This window comes from Nocardioides plantarum (assembly GCF_006346395.1).
GTDB classification, from domain to species: Bacteria; Actinomycetota; Actinomycetes; order Propionibacteriales; family Nocardioidaceae; genus Nocardioides; species Nocardioides plantarum.
Window position 1 is genome coordinate 63510 of the sequence record NZ_VDMS01000002.1, and the last position, 14566, is coordinate 78075.

The window sequence follows — 14566 nt, forward strand, 5'->3', positions numbered from 1 at the left end:
CGTGGGCGACCCGGGCGCGGGTTCCGCTGGCGCGCCTACCTCAGCTGCGGGAGCAGCTGCTCGGCAAGGTCGAGCGACGCGGCCTCCTCGCCGTTCTGCACGGTGAGCACGAAGCTGCTGTCCTGGGTCGCGAGGTAGAGGTCGATCTTGTCGGGGAAGTCGGAGTCGACGACGCGGAAGGACTCGTCGAACCCGTCGGCGTCGTACTCCGACACCTCGTAGCCCTCGTCACGCCGGGCGTCGAGCACCTCGGCGAAGCTCGCGCCGGCCTGCCCGAACAGACCGATGCCGACGTCACCGTCGCCGACCTGGTAGAGGCAGCTGCCGGTCGACTCACCGGTGGGCTCGAGGCGGGTCTGCTCCGCCTGCTGACCGAGGAGCGCGGCCACCTCGTCGGGGGTGAGCACGTCACACGGGTGGGCGACGGCCGCCTCGCCGCCCCCGTCCGAGCCGGAGCCCGAGCCCGAGTCGCCGTCGTCACCACCGCACCCGGCGAGACCGATCAGCAGGGCGGGTACGACGACGGCACCGAGACGCAGCATGGGCGTCACCCTGCCACGTACGCCGTCAGGCGCGGGCGACACCGTCGGCGCGCGCCGCGGCCGCGACGGCAGTCGCCACCGCGGGTGCGACCCGCGGGTCGAACGGCGAGGGGATGACGTAGTCCTCGGCGAGGTCGTCGCCGACCAGCGCGGCCAGCGCGTTGGCGGCCGCCAGCTTCATGCCCTCGGTGATGGCGGTCGCGTGGGCGTCGAAGGCGCCGCGGAAGATACCGGGGAAGGCGAGGACGTTGTTGATCTGGTTGGGGAAGTCGGAGCGGCCGGTCGCGACGACCCGGGCGTACTTGTGGGCGACGTCGGGGTGGACCTCGGGAGTCGGGTTGGCCATCGCGAAGATGATGGCCTCCGGCGCCATCCGGGCGACGTCCTCCTCGGGGATCGTGCCGCCGGAGACGCCGAGGTAGACGTCGGCGCCGTCGAGGACGTCGGCCAGCGAGCCCGAGCGCCCCGTGGTGTCGGCGGTGATCTCGGCCAGGGCCCTCTTGACCGGGGTGAGGTCGCTGCGGCTGGAGTGGACGACGCCCTTGCGGTCGGTGACGGCGATGTCGGTGATGCCGGCCTCGATGAGGATCTTGGCGATCGCGACACCGGCGGCGCCGGCACCGGAGATCACCACGCGCGTCGTGCCCGGCTCCCGACCGGTCAGCTTGAGCGCGTTCTCGAGCGCGGCGAGGGCGACGACGGCGGTGCCGTGCTGGTCGTCGTGGAAGACGGGGATGTCGAGGCGCTCCTTGAGCCGGTCCTCGATCTCGAAGCAGCGCGGCGCGGAGATGTCCTCGAGGTTGATGCCACCGAAGCTCGGCGCCAGCCGCACGACGGTCTCGATGATCTCCTCGGTGTCGGTGGTGTCGAGGCAGATCGGGACGCTGTCGACGCCGCCGAACTGCTTGAAGAGCACGGCCTTGCCCTCCATCACGGGCATCGCGGCGGCCGGGCCGATGTCGCCGAGGCCGAGCACGGCGGTGCCGTCGGTGATCACGGCGACCACGTTGGGCACCCAGGTGTAGTGCCGGCTCAGCGACGGGTCGGCCGCGATGGCCTCGCACACGAGCGCGACGCCGGGGGTGTAGGCGAGGGAGAGGTCGTCCTTGCCGGCCAGGGAGACCGTCGAGGCGATCTGCATCTTGCCGCCGACGTGCAGGTCGAAGACGGGGTCCCCGGCGTGCGGGTGTCCTTCGGTGTCAGCCACGATCGGCGATACTTCCACAACGCCGCCCGGGCGGTCCGGCTATCTCGGGAGACGCGGCTCACACGCCGCGGACCCGTGTGGGGCGGGGCCACAGGCGCCACCGGACCACGCCCAGCACGGCCTCGGCGGGGACGACGCCGCGGGCCCGCGAGTCCCCCAGCCCCTCCTCCGCGTTGTCGCTGAGCAGCCACCAACCGGCCCCGCCGGTGCGCGTCGTACGCCGCCCGGTCGCCCGCTTGACCGCGACGGTGCCGTCGGCGAAGCGGGCGACGACCACGTCGCCGACCCGCGGCTGCGCGGCGTACGCCACGAGGAGGCGGTCGCCGTCGCGCAGGCCCGGCAGCATCGACCGCCCACGCACCACGGCCACCCCGAGGGGTCTGGGTCCGCGGCGGCTCATGCGGAGTAGTGTCGCAAGGGCCGACTCATCTTTCGTACGAGAGGAACCACATGCTCTCCCGCTTCTTCGCCCCCACCCTCGAGGTCCAGGCCCACTGCGACCTGCCGTGCGGCGTCTACGACCCCGCCCAGGCCCGCATCGAGGCCGAGTCGATCAAGGCCATCATCGCCAAGGTCGCCGACAACGACGACCCCGACTTCCGCGTCCGCGCGATCCTGATCAAGGAGCAGCGCGCCGAGCTGGTCAAGCACCACCTGTGGGTGCTGTGGACCGACTACTTCAAGCCCCCGCACTTCGAGAAGTACCCGCAGCTGCACACCCTGGTCAACGAGGCCACCAAGCTCGCCGGCGCCGGCGGCGCCAAGGGCACCCTCGACGCCGACGTGGCCGACCAGCTGCTCGCCAAGATCGACGAGATCGCCGAGATCTTCTGGGAGACCAAGAAGGCCTGATCGGCTCCCCCGCACGACGTACCCGCCCCCGACCCGCGCTCTGCGGGACGGGGGCGGTCGTCGTCCGGGGACGTCCCAGGCCCGCCCGGCGCCGGAGCGCAGTAGGGTCGCGGAGCCGAGCCACGTGAGCGAAGGACCATGCCCCATGTCTGTGCCGTCCCACCCCGCCGACCAGCCCGTCACACCCGGGGGTCGCGCCGACGTCGAGCTGCGACTTCCCGCCGACAGTGCCTACGCCTCGGTGCTGCGCACGACCACCGCGGGCCTGGCCGCCCGCCTCGACTTCACCATGGACGACATCGAGGACCTGCGGATCGCGGTCGGCGAGGCCAACGCCATGGTGCTCGAGCACGCCGACGAGGGCAGCGACCTGGTCGCGACCTTCCGCCTGTCCCCCGGCTCGATGGTCGTCGCCATCACCGTCGAGGCCGCCACCAACCCGGTGCCCGACCTCGACAGCTTCGCCTGGCAGGTGCTCACCACGTTGGCCTCCTCGGCCGACATCGAGTCCTCCCGCGGGCGCTACGCCGTCGTGCTGACCATGACGTCGTCCGCCGCCGGTGTCGGCGGCTGACCATGGACGTCGACCAGACTCGGGGCCGGTCGCAGGACGCGACACCGGACCAGCCGGACCAGCCGGACCCGCCCGTGCTCACGCCGGAGCAGCAGGACCGTCAGAACCGTGTCGCCAGGACCCGACGGCGCAGCGCCGAGCTGTTCGAGGAGCTCCGCGACGACCTCGGGTCCGAGGCGAGCAGGTCGCACGCCCGCGACCTCCTCGTCCACCTGCACCTGCCGCTGGTCGAGCACTGCGCCCGACGCTTCCGCAACCGCGGCGAGCCCTACGAGGACCTCGTGCAGGTCGGCACCATCGGGCTGATCAAGTCCATCGACCGCTTCGACACCGAGCGGGGCGTCGAGTTCTCGACCTACGCCACGCCCACGATCATCGGCGAGATCAAGCGCTACTTCCGCGACAAGGGCTGGGCGATCCGGGTGCCCCGTCGGCTCCAGGAGCTGCGGATGCAGATCGGCGCAGCCACCGCCGAGCTCACCCAGAGCCTGGGCCGGTCCCCGACCCCGCGTGAGCTCGCCGAGTCGATCGGCTGCTCGGTCGAGGACATCGTCGAGGGCATCGAGTCGAGCAACGCCTACTCCACGCTGTCGCTCGACGCCACCGACGACTCCGACGAGGGCGGCTCGAGCATGCTCGACGCCATCGGCATCGAGGACGAGGGGCTCGAGCACGTCGAGATCCGCGAGTCGCTCAAGCCGCTGCTCGAGCAGCTGGCCCCGCGGGAGAAGAAGATCCTGCTGCTGCGGTTCTTCAAGAACATGACGCAGTCGCAGATCGCCGAGGAGATCGGCGTCTCGCAGATGCACGTGTCGCGGTTGCTGACCCGCACCCTCGACCAGCTGCGGACCTCACTCGAGGCGCCCGACGCCGACTGAGCCCCGGTCGGGCCGGTCCGGGCCTGTCCGGGCCTGCTCAGGCCGACTCCTCGTCGGGCACGCCGAGCAGCGCCTCGATGCTGGCCGGCTGCACCATCGCCACGAGTGCGACCAGCGCCGTCACGGCCAGGGGTACGGCGAGCAGCGCGTGCTCGCGGGCGTTCCAGGCGATCCCGAGCTGGATGAGCTGGGTCAGCATGACCGGACCACGCGCCCAGCCGCGGCGCCGGGTGAGCGCCCACGCGCACGCGGCCAGCGCCACGCCGTACAGGGCGAAGAAGACCGACACCGACACGCCGACCTCGATCCGCGAGGACACCAGGTCGGCCAGTCCGACGACCGCGAGCGCCACCAGTCCGGCTCCCTGAAGCGCCACGAGGAGGGCGGCGAGGAGCAGTGGGGTCGGCGCGCGGGGCGGGGTCGGATCGCTCACGCGGCGAGCCTACGACGCCGCCCGCGAGGTCCTGTGACCCAACCGACCAGCGCAAACACTTGATCCGAGCACCGATAGTTGCCACAGTGGGCGGGCGTTCGTGAAATCCTTCACACACAGGACTAGTCGCGCGCCCGCAGGCCTGAGCATCCCTGCCTGCACATATCTACTTCGAAGGACCCCCTGCCATGGATTGGCGTCACCGTTCTGCGTGCCTCGACGAGGACCCGGAACTGTTCTTCCCCATCGGCAACACCGGACCGGCCATCCTCCAGATCGAGGAGGCCAAGCAGGTGTGCCGACGCTGCGACGTGCGCGAGCAGTGTCTCGCCTGGGCCCTCGAGGCCGGCCAGGACCACGGTGTCTGGGGCGGACTCAGCGAGGACGAGCGTCGCGCGCTCAAGCGCCGCAACGCCCGGGCCCGCGTCCGGACCGCTTGACCGAGCGGCTTCCGCACTGACCCGACGAGCACGGGCACCCAGACCTCCGGCACCTAGACCTCCGGTACGTCGACCTCGACACGGGTCCCGCCCTCGAGGCGGGTGCTCATCGTCAGCTGGCCATCGAGCTCGGACTCCACGAGCGTGCGCACGATGGACAGGCCCAGGTTGGTCGAGCCCTCGAGGCTGAACCCCGCGGGCAGGCCACGCCCGTCGTCGTCGATGGTGACGTGCATCCGGCCGGCGTCGTGGCGCACGCTGACCTCGATGACGCCGGTCGCCGCCTGGTCGGCGTCGTCGTAGCCGTGCTCGACGGCGTTCTGCAGCAGCTCGGTCAGCACCATCGCCAGGGCGTTGGCCGCCTGCGAGGGCAGCACCCCGAACGTGCCGTCACGGTGGACCCGGACCCGCCCGGTGAAGGCGCTCACGTCGGTGACCATGGCGCCCAGACGGTCGGCGATCTCGTCGAAGGCGACGGTCTCCTCGACGGCCTGGCTCAGCGTCTCGTGGACGATCGCGATCGAGCCGACCCGGCGTACGGCCTCCTCGAGGGCCAGCTTGGCGGTCTCGTTGTCGATGCGACGCGCCTGGAGCCGGAGCAGGGCCGCCACGGTCTGCAGGTTGTTCTTGACCCGGTGGTGGATCTCGCGGATCGTCGCGTCCTTGGTGACCAGCTCGCGATCGCGGCGACGCAGGTCGGTCACGTCACGCACCAGGATCAGCCCGCCGATGTGGACGCCGGCGGGGCGCAGCGGGATCGAGCGGACGATCAGCGACACCCCGTCGTTGCCGTCGGTCCCGATCTCGACGTCGCGGTGCGCCCGGCCGCCGAGGACGGCGCTCAGGGTCTCCTCGTCGGGTCGACGTCGCGGGGGCACCAGCTCGCGCACCAGGTCGGCCAGCAGCAGCCCGGCCAGGTCGCCGGACAGCCCGAGCCGGCGGTAGACGGACTGCGCGTTGGGACTCGCGTAGACCACGTGCCCCAGCTCGTCGACGCGCAGGAAGCCGTCACCGACGCGAGGTGAGTCGGCGTGGTCGCTGCGCTGGCCGGTGGCCGGGAAGTGCCCCGTGGCGATCATCTGGGTCAGGTCGGTGGCGGTCTGCAGGTAGGACAGCTCCAGACGGCTCGGGGTGCGCACCCCGAGCAGGTTGGTGTGCCGTCCGATCACGCCGATGACGGTGCCCGCACGTACGACGGGGATCGACTCCATCCGCACCGGCACCTCGTCACGCCACTCCGGGTCGCCCTCGCGGGCCGTGCGGCCCTGCTCGAGCGCGGCGTCGAGGAGCGGACGCCTGCCCCGCTCGACGAACGTGCCGACCACGTCGTCGACGTACGCCGTGGGCCCGGTCGTGGGCCGCATCTGGGCCACGGCCCAGAACCCGGTGCCGGCGCGGTCGGGCAGCCAGAGCACCAGGTCGGCGAACGACAGGTCGGCGATGATCTGCCAGTCGGCCTGGAGGAGCTGCAGCCACGCCACGTCGTCACGGCCGAGGTCGGTGCGCGTGCGGACGATCTCGGTGAAGGACAGCACGTCGCGAGGATAGGCCCGTCCCCCGGATGGGTCAGGAGGCCCTGGTTCTGCGAGGATTCCCCCCGTGTCTCGGGTGAACTGGAAGCAGGTGCACGACGACGACTTCAGGGTGCCCGAGGGACGCTCCCTGGCCGACCTGACCGAGGAGCTCACGCTCATGCTCGGCGAGGTCGATCCCGAGCTCCGCGACAAGACGGCGTACCCCACGCTCGCGACCTGGATCTCCCGCGGCGTCTACGACGACCTGCTCCCCGGCCTGGGTGACGGCATGGTCGCGGGCCTCACCGCCGGGCTCGGCGAGCGCGACACCGACAGCGTCTTCCGGCGCACCTTCTCGGTGCTGGTCCTGGCCGAGTGCATCCGCCGCGACAACAGCCGCCCGCTGGTGCTCGGCGGCAAGGTCCTGCAGTGGGGCGACGCGATCGCGACCTGGGTCCTGCGCGAGCAGGACCTGCGCGGCTTCGTCGACGGCAAGGGCTGGGCGCACGCCGTGGCCCACGGTGCCGACGCCCTCGGGGCGCTGGCCGCCTCGCCGCACCTGGGGCACGCCGAGCTGACCGTCGTGCTCGACGTCGTCGCCGACCGGCTGCTGCTGCCCGTCGAGCGCCCGTTCACGCACGGCGAGCACGACCGCCTCGTCGGCACCACCATGGCGGTGCTGCGCCGTGGCTCGGTCCCGATGACCGTGCTCGAGCCCTGGCTCAACCGGATCTCCGCCGGGGCCTCGCCGTTCGCCCACTCCGGCGACTCCGACCCGTTCCTGCCCACCGGCAACGCCCAGGCGTTCCTGCGCTCGCTCTACCTGCAGCTGGCCATCGGCAGCCGCCCGCCCACGGTCCGCGCCGACCTGATGCTGGTGCTCGTCGGCCTGCTCCGCGAGACGAACCCGTCCTTCCAGAAGATGTGAGCCCACCGGGCATCGGTAGCCTGCGAGCATGACCGAGCTCACAGACGCCCCCGCAGCCGACGACCCGGCCGGCGGCCCGGCCGGTGAGGTGGCCGGCCACTCGGGCGAGCTGGCCGTCGCCGTGGCGCGAGCCCACGGGGTGCAGACGATGTTCACGCTGTCCGGCGCCCACGTCTTCCCCATGTACGACGGGGCCGTGCGGACGCAGCAGGAGGGCCAGGGCCCGCCCGTGCGGCTCCTCGACGTGCGCCACGAGCAGACCGCCGCCTTCGCCGCGGAGGCGACCGGCAAGCTGACCCGGGTGCCCGGACTGGCGGTGCTGACGGCCGGTCCCGGAGTGACCAACGGCGTCAGCGCGATCGCCCAGGCCCAGTTCGCGGGGTCCCCGATGGTCGTCGTCGGCGGGCGTGCCCCGCAGAGCCGCTGGGGCACCGGCAGCCTCCAGGAGCTCGACCAGCCGCCCATCGTGGCCTCGGTCTCCAAGCACGCCGCGACCCTGCCGACCGCCGGCGACGTGCTCGACGGGATGGACCACGCCTTCCGGCTGGCCGGGTCGTCGCACCGTGGACCGGTGTTCGTCGACGTGCCGATGGACGAGTTCTTCGCCTCCTCCTCCGGCCCTGCGCCCAGCGGCGAGCGGGACCGCGGCGCCGAGCCCGACCCCGACGCGATCGCCACCATCGCGCGGCTGCTGGCCGGGGCGTCCCGTCCGACGTTGATCCTCGGAACCGATGTGTGGGCCGACGGCGCCGAGGTCGCCGCCCTTCGCCTGGTCGAGACCGCCGGGCTGCCGACGATCACCAACGGGATGGGCCGCGGCATCGTCCCCGGCGGACACCCGCTGCTGGTCACCAAGGCACGCGGGCAGGCCCTCAAGGAGCCCGACCTGGTCGTGGTGGTCGGCACCCCGCTCGACTTCCGGCTGGGCTACGGCGTCTTCGGTGACGCCCGGGTCGTGCACGTGGCCGACTCCGCCGCCCAGGTCTCGCAGCACGCGACCCTCGCCGCCTCGGCCCATGGCGACCTGACGACCTTCTTCGACGGCCTGCTGGCCGCCCTCGAGCGCGGACCGAAGCCAGCCTGGGGACCGTGGGTGACGTCGCTGCAGGACGGCGTCGCTGCCGGCGTCGAGCGCGACCGGGCCCTCCTGACCGCCGAGGCCGATCCGATCCACCCGGCCCGCATCTACGGCGAGCTCGTCCCGCGGCTGGCCGACGACGCCGTCGTGATCGGCGACGGCGGTGACTTCGTCAGCTTCGCCGGCAAGTACGTCGAGCCGCAGCGGCCCGGCGGCTGGCTCGACCCCGGCCCCTACGGCTGCCTCGGCGCCGGCCTCGGCGCGGCCATCGCCGCCCGGATCGCCCGCCCGTCGGCGCAGGTGGTGCTGCTCCTGGGCGACGGCGCGGCCGGCTTCTCGCTGATGGACGTCGACACCCTGGTGCGCCACGACCTCCCGGTCGTGATGGTGATGGGCAACAACTCGGCGTGGGGCCTGGAGAAGGGCCCGATGCAGATGCTCTACGGCTACGACGTCGCCGCCGACCTCGCCCCGCGCACGGCCTACGACGGCGTCGTGCGGGCCCTCGGTGGCGCGGGCGAGACCGTCACCGACCCCCGGCAGATCGGTGCGGCCCTCGACCGGGCGTTCGCCTCCGGGGTGCCCTACCTGGTCAACGTCATCACCGACGTCGAGGCCGCCTACCCGCGCGCGACCTTCGGCATCTGAGCGTGCTCCTGCGACGCGTCGCCCCGGGCGAGCACGAGGCGGTCGGCCGGCTCACCGTCGCGGCCTACGAGCCGTTCCTGCTCGGGCCCGACGACGACTACCGGCTCCGGCTCGCCGACGTCGCCCGACGCGACCGCGAGGCCGAGGTGTGGGTCGCCGTGGACCGTGACGACGTGAATGACGGGGTGGGTGCGGAGGTCGGTGCCGAGGTGCTCGGCAACGTCACCGTCTGCCCGCCCGGGTCGCGCTGGCGCGAGATCGCGGGCGACGGCGAGGGCGAGTTCCGGATGCTCGCGGTCTCCCCCGCGGCCCAGGGCCGCGGCGTGGGCCGGGCGCTGACCGAGCTCGTCGTCGACCGGTTCCGCAGCGACGGGGCCCGGGCCGTGGTCCTGTCCTCGCTCGACCAGATGACCGGCGCCCACCGGCTCTACGAACGACTCGGCTTCGTCCGGGTCCCCGACCGCGACTGGTCGCCCCACCCCGGGGTCGACCTGATCGCCTACTCCCTGGAGCTCTGATGGAGTCCACCCTCCGCTTCACCGTGACCGACGACGACACCGCGGTCGCGCTCGGCTCGGGCTCGCTGCCCGTGCTCGCCACCCCGCGCCTGCTGGCCTGGCTCGAGGCCGCGACCTGCGCCGCGCTCGAGCCGACCCTGCCGGCCGGGTCGACCAGCGTCGGCACCCGCGTCGTGGTCGAGCACCTGGGCGCCTCGGCCGTGGGTCAGGAGGTGGAGGTCAGCGCGTCCTCGTCGTACGTCGACGGGCGGCTGCACCGCTTCGCCGTGGCCGCCCGGCACGTCGACCGCGGGGCGCCGGCCAAGGTCGTCGGCAGCGGTGAGGTGACGCGGGTGGTCGTCGACGCCGAGCGCTTCCTGAGCCGTCTGTGACCGGCGGGTGACGGCCGATTTCACCGACCACACCCCGACCTGAGAGACTTGCTCGATTCGATCGTAGGAGGACACCATGGGCAAGACCGGACGCAAGCGTCGCGCGCGACGCAAGAAGGCCGCCAACCACGGCAAGCGCCCCAACAGCTGATCACGGCTGACACGACGAACCCCCGGCCATCGGCCGGGGGTTCTGTTGTCGTACGTCGGTCCGGCTCGGCGCCGGGGGGGTCAGCCCTCGGGCGAGACCTGGATCTGCACCTGGACCTCGCGGATCCGGATCCGGACCCGCTCACGCAGGTCGGCGGGAGCCACCTCGCTGCACGAGCGCGCTACGACGGACTTCACCGTGCGCTGCAGGTCGTACTTGACCAGGCAGGGGTTGCAGGAGTCGAGGTGGACCCGTACGTCGGCGCAGTCGGCGTCGTCGAGCTCGTTGTCGAGGAAGTAGACGATGCGCTCGAGGAAGTCGGCGCACTCGGCGTCGGCCGCCGGGCCGGCGCCGTGGTCGTGGGCGTGGTCGCCGGCCATCAGGACTTCGCCTCCACGGTCGCGGCCGACAGCAGGTCGTTGCTGCGCACGTAGTCGGACAGCATGTCGCGCAGCTGGCGTCGTCCGCGGTGCAGGCGGGACATCACGGTGCCGATCGGCGTCTCCATGATCTCGGCGATCTCCTTGTAGGCGAAGCCCTCGACGTCGGCGAGGTAGACCGCGAGCCGGAACTCCTCGGGCAGGCGCTGCAGCGCGTCCTTGACCTGCGAGTCGGGCAGGTGCTCCAGCGCCTCCATCTCGGCCGACTTCAGCCCCGAGGAGCTGTGGGACTCGGCCCGCGCGAGCTGCCAGTCCTCGACGTCCTCGGACATCGACTGCTGCGGCTGACGCTGCTTCTTGCGGTAGTTGTTGATGAAGGTGTTGGTGAGGATGCGGTAGAGCCAGGCCTTGAGGTTGGTGCCCGGCTTGAACTGGTGGAAGGCCGAGTAGGCCTTGGCGAACGTCTCCTGCACCAGGTCCTCGGCGTCGGCGGGGTTGCGGGTCATCCGCATCGCGGCCGAGTAGAGCTGGTCGAGGAACGGGAGGGCATCGCGCTCGAAGCGCAGCGAGCGCTCGGCCTCGGTCTCGGTCGCCAGGTCGGCGACCTCGGGCTCGGCCTCGGAGATCTGCATTGACTCAGTCATCAGGTCCCAGCGTACGTCGCTGGCGGGACGTTCCATCACGGCCATCACATGAGGTGGAACCGGTCAGGGCCGGGCGGCATTCCCGACGACCTCGCGCACGATCCACTCCAGCGTCGACTGCACCAGGATCTCGAGCGCCTCCTCCTGCGAGACGTCGCCGCGTCGGGGCACCCGGAAGGAGTGGTCGGCGCCGGGGACCACGACCAGGTCGAGGTCGGCCGGGAAGGCCTCCGGGCGCCCCATCGCGTCGCGCTCGCCCTGCACGACCAGGGTCGGGACGCGCGCACCCCGCAGCTCGGCCAGCCGCGACTTCTCGGGCCGGCCCGGCGGGTGCAGCGGGAAGGCCAGGGCCAGGCAGCCGACGGCGCCGAGCCGCTTGGCGGTCCGGGCGGCCGACCGGGCACCGGCGGAGCGCCCCCCGACGACCAGCGGCGAGCGGGTGCGCAGCCGGTCGGCTCCCGCGACGAACGCCTCGTCGAGGGTCGGGGGCGCCGTGGCGACCTTGCGGCCCGCGCGCCTCCACGGCTGCTCGAAGCGCACGACCGTGACGTCGTTGCGAGGCAGGGCCTCGGCCAGCGCCTCGAGGTCGTGGGTGTCGATGCCGGCGCCGGCGCCGTGGCCGAGCAGCAGGGTCGCGATCGGCTTGCGGCTGCGGTCGGTGACCAGGCGACCCTCACCGTGGGGCGTGTCGACGAGGAGCTCGTGGCGCACGCTCACAGCAGGGTCTCCTGGTCGTCGGCGTCGTCGTTGGCGTCGTCGTTGTCGAGGGGCAGCGGGTCGAGCAGCTGCGGACCGTTGTTGCGCACGTTGCCGACGGCCGTCGAGACCGGGTAGGCCTCCAACCGCCCCGGCGACGCCGGGACCAGCAGGTCGAGCAGGTCGTCGTGGTCCGTGCGGGGGTCGAGCCAGGAGCCCCACCGGTCGGGCTCGACCATCAGGGGCATCCGGTCGTGGATGCGGCCGAGGTCGTCGGCCGCGTCGGTCGTGATGACCGTGCAGGTCCAGCGGAACCGGTCGGGGTCGTCCTCGTCACGCGTGGGGTCGCGCCAGATCTCGTAGAGCCCGGCCATGGCCAGGGTGCCGCCGTCTCGGGGACGGATGAAGTAGGGCTGCTTGACGGGCTTGCCCCTGGCCGTGACCGCCTCGGTCTCGTACCACTCGAAGTAGCCGTCGGCGGGCAACAGGCACCGCCGCTTGGCGAACGCCCGGCGGAACGCCGGCTTGGCGGCCACCGTCTCCATCCGGGCGTTGATCATCCGGCTGCCGATCGAGGGGTCCTTGGCCCACGACGGGACCAGCCCCCACCGCAGGACCCGCAGCTGGCGGTGCGGCTCGGCGTCGGGTCCGCGCTCCGCCGCGCTCTCGTCGCGGGCCGACGGCGGCCGCTCGAGGACGGCGTAGACGTCCTTGGTGGGCGCCACGTTGTAGTCGGGCTCGAGAGCCTCCTCGACCCGCGACTCGGCGACGTCGAACTCGTCCACGAGGTCGTCGGGGCGTCGGCTCGACGCGTACCTGCCGCACATGGGTTCAACAGTAGGGGTGGGAACCGGCGTCGGGCGATCGCCTAGGTTGTCGTCATGAGCCTCAGCCGACTTGTCGCCCGTCCCCTGATCGCCGCCGGGATCATCTACCTGGCCCAAGGCAACCTCCGGGACCCCTCGAAGGCCGCCCCCAAGGCCGCCCCCGTCGCCGACAAGCTGGTCCCGCTGGCGAAGAAGGCGGGTATCCCGCTGCCGAGCGACGCCCAGCAGCTCGTCCGGCTCAACGCCGGCGTGCAGGTGGCGGGCTCGCTGGCCCTGGCGACCGGCCGGGCGCCCCGGCTGGGCGCCGCCGCCCTCGTCGGCTCCCTCGTGCCGACCACGATCGCGGGGCACGCGTTCTGGGCCGAGACCGACCCGGTCGCCAAGAAGGCCCAGACGATGCAGTTCGCCAAGAACCTCGCCCTGACCGGCGCCCTCCTGATCGTCGCCGGCGACACCGACGGCAAGCCCGGGCTCGCCTGGCGGGCCCGCCGCGGCGTCAAGACCGCCCGCCGCGAGGCCAAGCACCTCGCCGCCAGCACCCGCCGCGAGGCCAAGCTGGCCAAGGCCAAGGTCAGCTGACCTCGGCTCGATAGGCTGTCGCGGGTGAGCGACCCCCTCGATCCCTGGCCCGCACCCCGGGTGCACGAGCCCGTCGACGTCGTCGTCACGCTCCCTGGGAGCAAGTCGTTGGCCAACCGGGCGCTCGTGCTGGCCGCGATCGCCGACGGGCCCTCCGTCGTACGCCGGGCGCTGCGGTCGCGCGACACGCTCCTGATGGCGCGTGGGCTGACCTCGCTGGGCTCCGACGTCGACACCAGCGGTGCCGACTGGCGGGTCACGCCCGCGCCGTTCACCGGCGACACCGACGTCGACTGCGGCCTCGCCGGCACGGTGATGCGGTTCGTCCCGCCGATCGCCGGGCTGTCGACCGGCACGGTGTCCTTCGACGGCGACCCGCACATGCGCCAGCGTCCGATCGGCGAGGTGCTCACCGCGCTGCTCGCCCTCGGGGTCGACGTGCGCGACGAGGGGCGCGGTGCGCTGCCGTTCTCCATCCGCGGCACGGGCAGCGTGCCCGGCGGCACGGTCGTCATCGACGCCTCGGCGTCCTCGCAGTTCGTGTCGGCCCTGCTGCTGGCCGGGGCCCGCTTCGAGCACGGCGTCGACGTGCGCCACGACGGCAAGCCCGTGCCCTCGCTCCCCCACATCGACATGACGGTCGCGATCCTGCGCGAGCACGGGGTCGACGTCGACGACTCCGAGGCCAACCGCTGGTCGGTCGCGCCCGGGGCGGTCAAGGCGGTCGACCACGTGATCGAGCCCGACCTGTCCAACGCCGCCCCGTTCCTGGCCCTGGCCGCCGTCAGCGGCGGCACGGTGACGGTGCGGGACTGGCCGGAGCACACCACGCAGCCGGGCGACGAGCTGCGCTCGATCCTGTCCCTGATGGGCTGCACCGTCGAGCGCACCGACGTCGGGCTGCAGGTCACCGGCCCCACGAGGCTCCAGGGTGTCGACCTCGACCTGCACGACGTCGGCGAGCTGACGCCTGCGGTGGCCGCGCTGTGCACGCTCGCCGAGGGGCCCTCGCACCTGCGCGGCATCGCCCACATCCGTGGTCACGAGACCGATCGGATCACCGCGCTCGCCACCGAGATCAGCGCTCTGGGGGCCGGCGTCGTCGAGCACCCCGACGGCCTCTCGATCATCCCGGCCCCGCTGCGCGGCGGGGTCTGGCACACCTACGCCGACCACCGGATGGCCCACGCGGGCGTGATCATCGGTGCCGCCGTCGACGGGGTCCTGGTCGAGGACGTCGCCACGACGAGCAAGACGTTCCCCGACTTCGCCGACTTCTGGTCGGCACTGCTCCCGTGAGGGTGCC

The 14566-nt window shown here is 72.6% G+C and carries 20 protein-coding genes; 11 read left to right on the forward strand and 9 right to left on the reverse strand.

Annotated elements, in window-relative coordinates; genetic code table 11:
* Window positions 1–35: 35 nt before the first annotated feature.
* From FJQ56_RS22450 to FJQ56_RS12320, 3 genes are all read right to left on the reverse strand, one after another.
* On the reverse strand, window positions 36–542 hold the full coding sequence (locus FJQ56_RS22450; protein WP_211350984.1) for a hypothetical protein: 507 nt from the start codon (window positions 540–542) through the stop codon (window positions 36–38).
* Window positions 543–567: 25 nt separating this feature from the next.
* Window positions 568–1683 (reverse strand): NAD(P)-dependent malic enzyme, encoded by a 1116-nt coding sequence (locus FJQ56_RS12315; protein ID WP_140010416.1) that lies wholly within the window; start codon window positions 1681–1683, stop codon window positions 568–570.
* Window positions 1684–1807: 124 nt separating this feature from the next.
* Window positions 1808–2149, reverse strand: a complete 342-nt coding sequence (locus FJQ56_RS12320) for a S24/S26 family peptidase (protein ID WP_140009881.1) — start codon at window positions 2147–2149, stop codon at window positions 1808–1810.
* A gap of 50 nt (window positions 2150–2199) precedes the next feature.
* On the opposite strand from FJQ56_RS12320, the gene sodN reads away from it, so the two are divergent.
* The 3 genes from sodN (at window position 2200) to FJQ56_RS12335 (ending at window position 4053) form a co-directional block, all read left to right on the forward strand.
* Entirely contained in the window at window positions 2200–2601 is a 402-nt protein-coding gene (gene sodN, locus FJQ56_RS12325; RefSeq protein WP_140009882.1) for a superoxide dismutase, Ni, read from the forward strand.
* A 145-nt stretch (window positions 2602–2746) separates the two neighbouring features.
* Window positions 2747–3175: an ATP-binding protein gene (locus FJQ56_RS12330; RefSeq protein WP_140009883.1), complete on the forward strand. Its 429-nt coding sequence runs from the start codon at window positions 2747–2749 to the stop codon at window positions 3173–3175.
* A gap of 2 nt (window positions 3176–3177) precedes the next feature.
* Window positions 3178–4053, forward strand: a complete 876-nt coding sequence (locus FJQ56_RS12335) for an RNA polymerase sigma factor SigF (RefSeq protein ID WP_140009884.1) — start codon at window positions 3178–3180, stop codon at window positions 4051–4053.
* Window positions 4054–4090: 37 nt separating this feature from the next.
* On the opposite strand, the gene FJQ56_RS12340 is transcribed toward FJQ56_RS12335, so the two are convergent.
* The gene (locus tag FJQ56_RS12340) at window positions 4091–4486 is read right to left on the reverse strand and encodes a hypothetical protein (protein ID WP_140009885.1); all 396 of its coding nucleotides are present in this window, start codon (window positions 4484–4486) and stop codon (window positions 4091–4093) included.
* Between the two features lie 188 nt (window positions 4487–4674).
* Between FJQ56_RS12340 and FJQ56_RS12345 the strand changes: the two genes are divergently transcribed.
* Window positions 4675–4926, forward strand: coding sequence for a WhiB family transcriptional regulator (locus FJQ56_RS12345; RefSeq protein ID WP_027863177.1), 252 nt, complete (start codon window positions 4675–4677; stop codon window positions 4924–4926).
* A gap of 53 nt (window positions 4927–4979) precedes the next feature.
* Here the strand turns inward: FJQ56_RS12345 and FJQ56_RS12350 are convergent, their stop codons facing one another.
* Window positions 4980–6461, reverse strand: a complete 1482-nt coding sequence (locus FJQ56_RS12350; RefSeq protein ID WP_211350986.1) for a sensor histidine kinase — start codon at window positions 6459–6461, stop codon at window positions 4980–4982.
* A gap of 64 nt (window positions 6462–6525) precedes the next feature.
* Between FJQ56_RS12350 and FJQ56_RS12355 the strand changes: the two genes are divergently transcribed.
* The 5 genes from FJQ56_RS12355 (at window position 6526) to FJQ56_RS23080 (ending at window position 10134) form a co-directional block, all read left to right on the forward strand.
* Window positions 6526–7368 carry a DUF2785 domain-containing protein gene (locus tag FJQ56_RS12355; protein ID WP_140009887.1) on the forward strand — a complete coding sequence of 281 codons (843 nt, stop codon included), beginning with the start codon at window positions 6526–6528 and terminating at the stop codon, window positions 7366–7368.
* Between the two features lie 28 nt (window positions 7369–7396).
* Entirely contained in the window at window positions 7397–9094 is a 1698-nt protein-coding gene (locus tag FJQ56_RS12360; RefSeq protein ID WP_140009888.1) for an acetolactate synthase, read from the forward strand.
* 2 nt (window positions 9095–9096) lie between these two features.
* Window positions 9097–9612 carry a GNAT family N-acetyltransferase gene (locus tag FJQ56_RS12365; RefSeq protein ID WP_246084132.1) on the forward strand — a complete coding sequence of 172 codons (516 nt, stop codon included), beginning with the start codon at window positions 9097–9099 and terminating at the stop codon, window positions 9610–9612.
* On the forward strand, window positions 9612–9983 hold the full coding sequence (locus FJQ56_RS12370; protein WP_140009889.1) for a thioesterase family protein: 372 nt from the start codon (window positions 9612–9614) through the stop codon (window positions 9981–9983). The genes FJQ56_RS12365 and FJQ56_RS12370 overlap by 1 nt, the downstream gene beginning before the upstream one ends.
* A gap of 76 nt (window positions 9984–10059) precedes the next feature.
* Window positions 10060–10134, forward strand: coding sequence for a 50S ribosomal protein bL37 (locus FJQ56_RS23080; RefSeq protein ID WP_370692322.1), 75 nt, complete (start codon window positions 10060–10062; stop codon window positions 10132–10134).
* Window positions 10135–10214: 80 nt separating this feature from the next.
* Here FJQ56_RS23080 and rsrA read toward each other — a convergent pair whose 3' ends face one another.
* The 4 genes from rsrA to FJQ56_RS12390 all read right to left on the reverse strand — a co-directional run bounded on the left by rsrA (window position 10215) and on the right by FJQ56_RS12390 (window position 12681).
* Window positions 10215–10514, reverse strand: a complete 300-nt coding sequence (rsrA, locus tag FJQ56_RS12375) for a mycothiol system anti-sigma-R factor (protein ID WP_140009890.1) — start codon at window positions 10512–10514, stop codon at window positions 10215–10217.
* Window positions 10514–11158 carry a sigma-70 family RNA polymerase sigma factor gene (locus tag FJQ56_RS12380; RefSeq protein ID WP_140009891.1) on the reverse strand — a complete coding sequence of 215 codons (645 nt, stop codon included), beginning with the start codon at window positions 11156–11158 and terminating at the stop codon, window positions 10514–10516. Before FJQ56_RS12380 ends, rsrA begins: the two co-directional genes overlap by 1 nt.
* A gap of 63 nt (window positions 11159–11221) precedes the next feature.
* Complete coding sequence (locus FJQ56_RS12385; RefSeq protein ID WP_170215393.1) at window positions 11222–11875, reverse strand: alpha/beta family hydrolase; 654 nt, start codon at window positions 11873–11875, stop codon at window positions 11222–11224.
* Window positions 11872–12681 carry an SOS response-associated peptidase gene (locus tag FJQ56_RS12390; protein ID WP_140009892.1) on the reverse strand — a complete coding sequence of 270 codons (810 nt, stop codon included), beginning with the start codon at window positions 12679–12681 and terminating at the stop codon, window positions 11872–11874. Before FJQ56_RS12390 ends, FJQ56_RS12385 begins: the two co-directional genes overlap by 4 nt.
* A gap of 54 nt (window positions 12682–12735) precedes the next feature.
* On the opposite strand from FJQ56_RS12390, the gene FJQ56_RS12395 reads away from it, so the two are divergent.
* Both FJQ56_RS12395 and aroA read left to right on the forward strand, forming a co-directional pair.
* Complete coding sequence (locus tag FJQ56_RS12395) at window positions 12736–13260, forward strand: DoxX family membrane protein (RefSeq protein WP_140009893.1); 525 nt, start codon at window positions 12736–12738, stop codon at window positions 13258–13260.
* Between the two features lie 24 nt (window positions 13261–13284).
* A complete protein-coding gene (gene aroA / locus FJQ56_RS12400) occupies window positions 13285–14559 on the forward strand; it encodes a 3-phosphoshikimate 1-carboxyvinyltransferase (protein WP_246084133.1) in 1275 nt (424 codons plus the stop codon).
* Window positions 14560–14566: the final 7 nt, after the last annotated feature.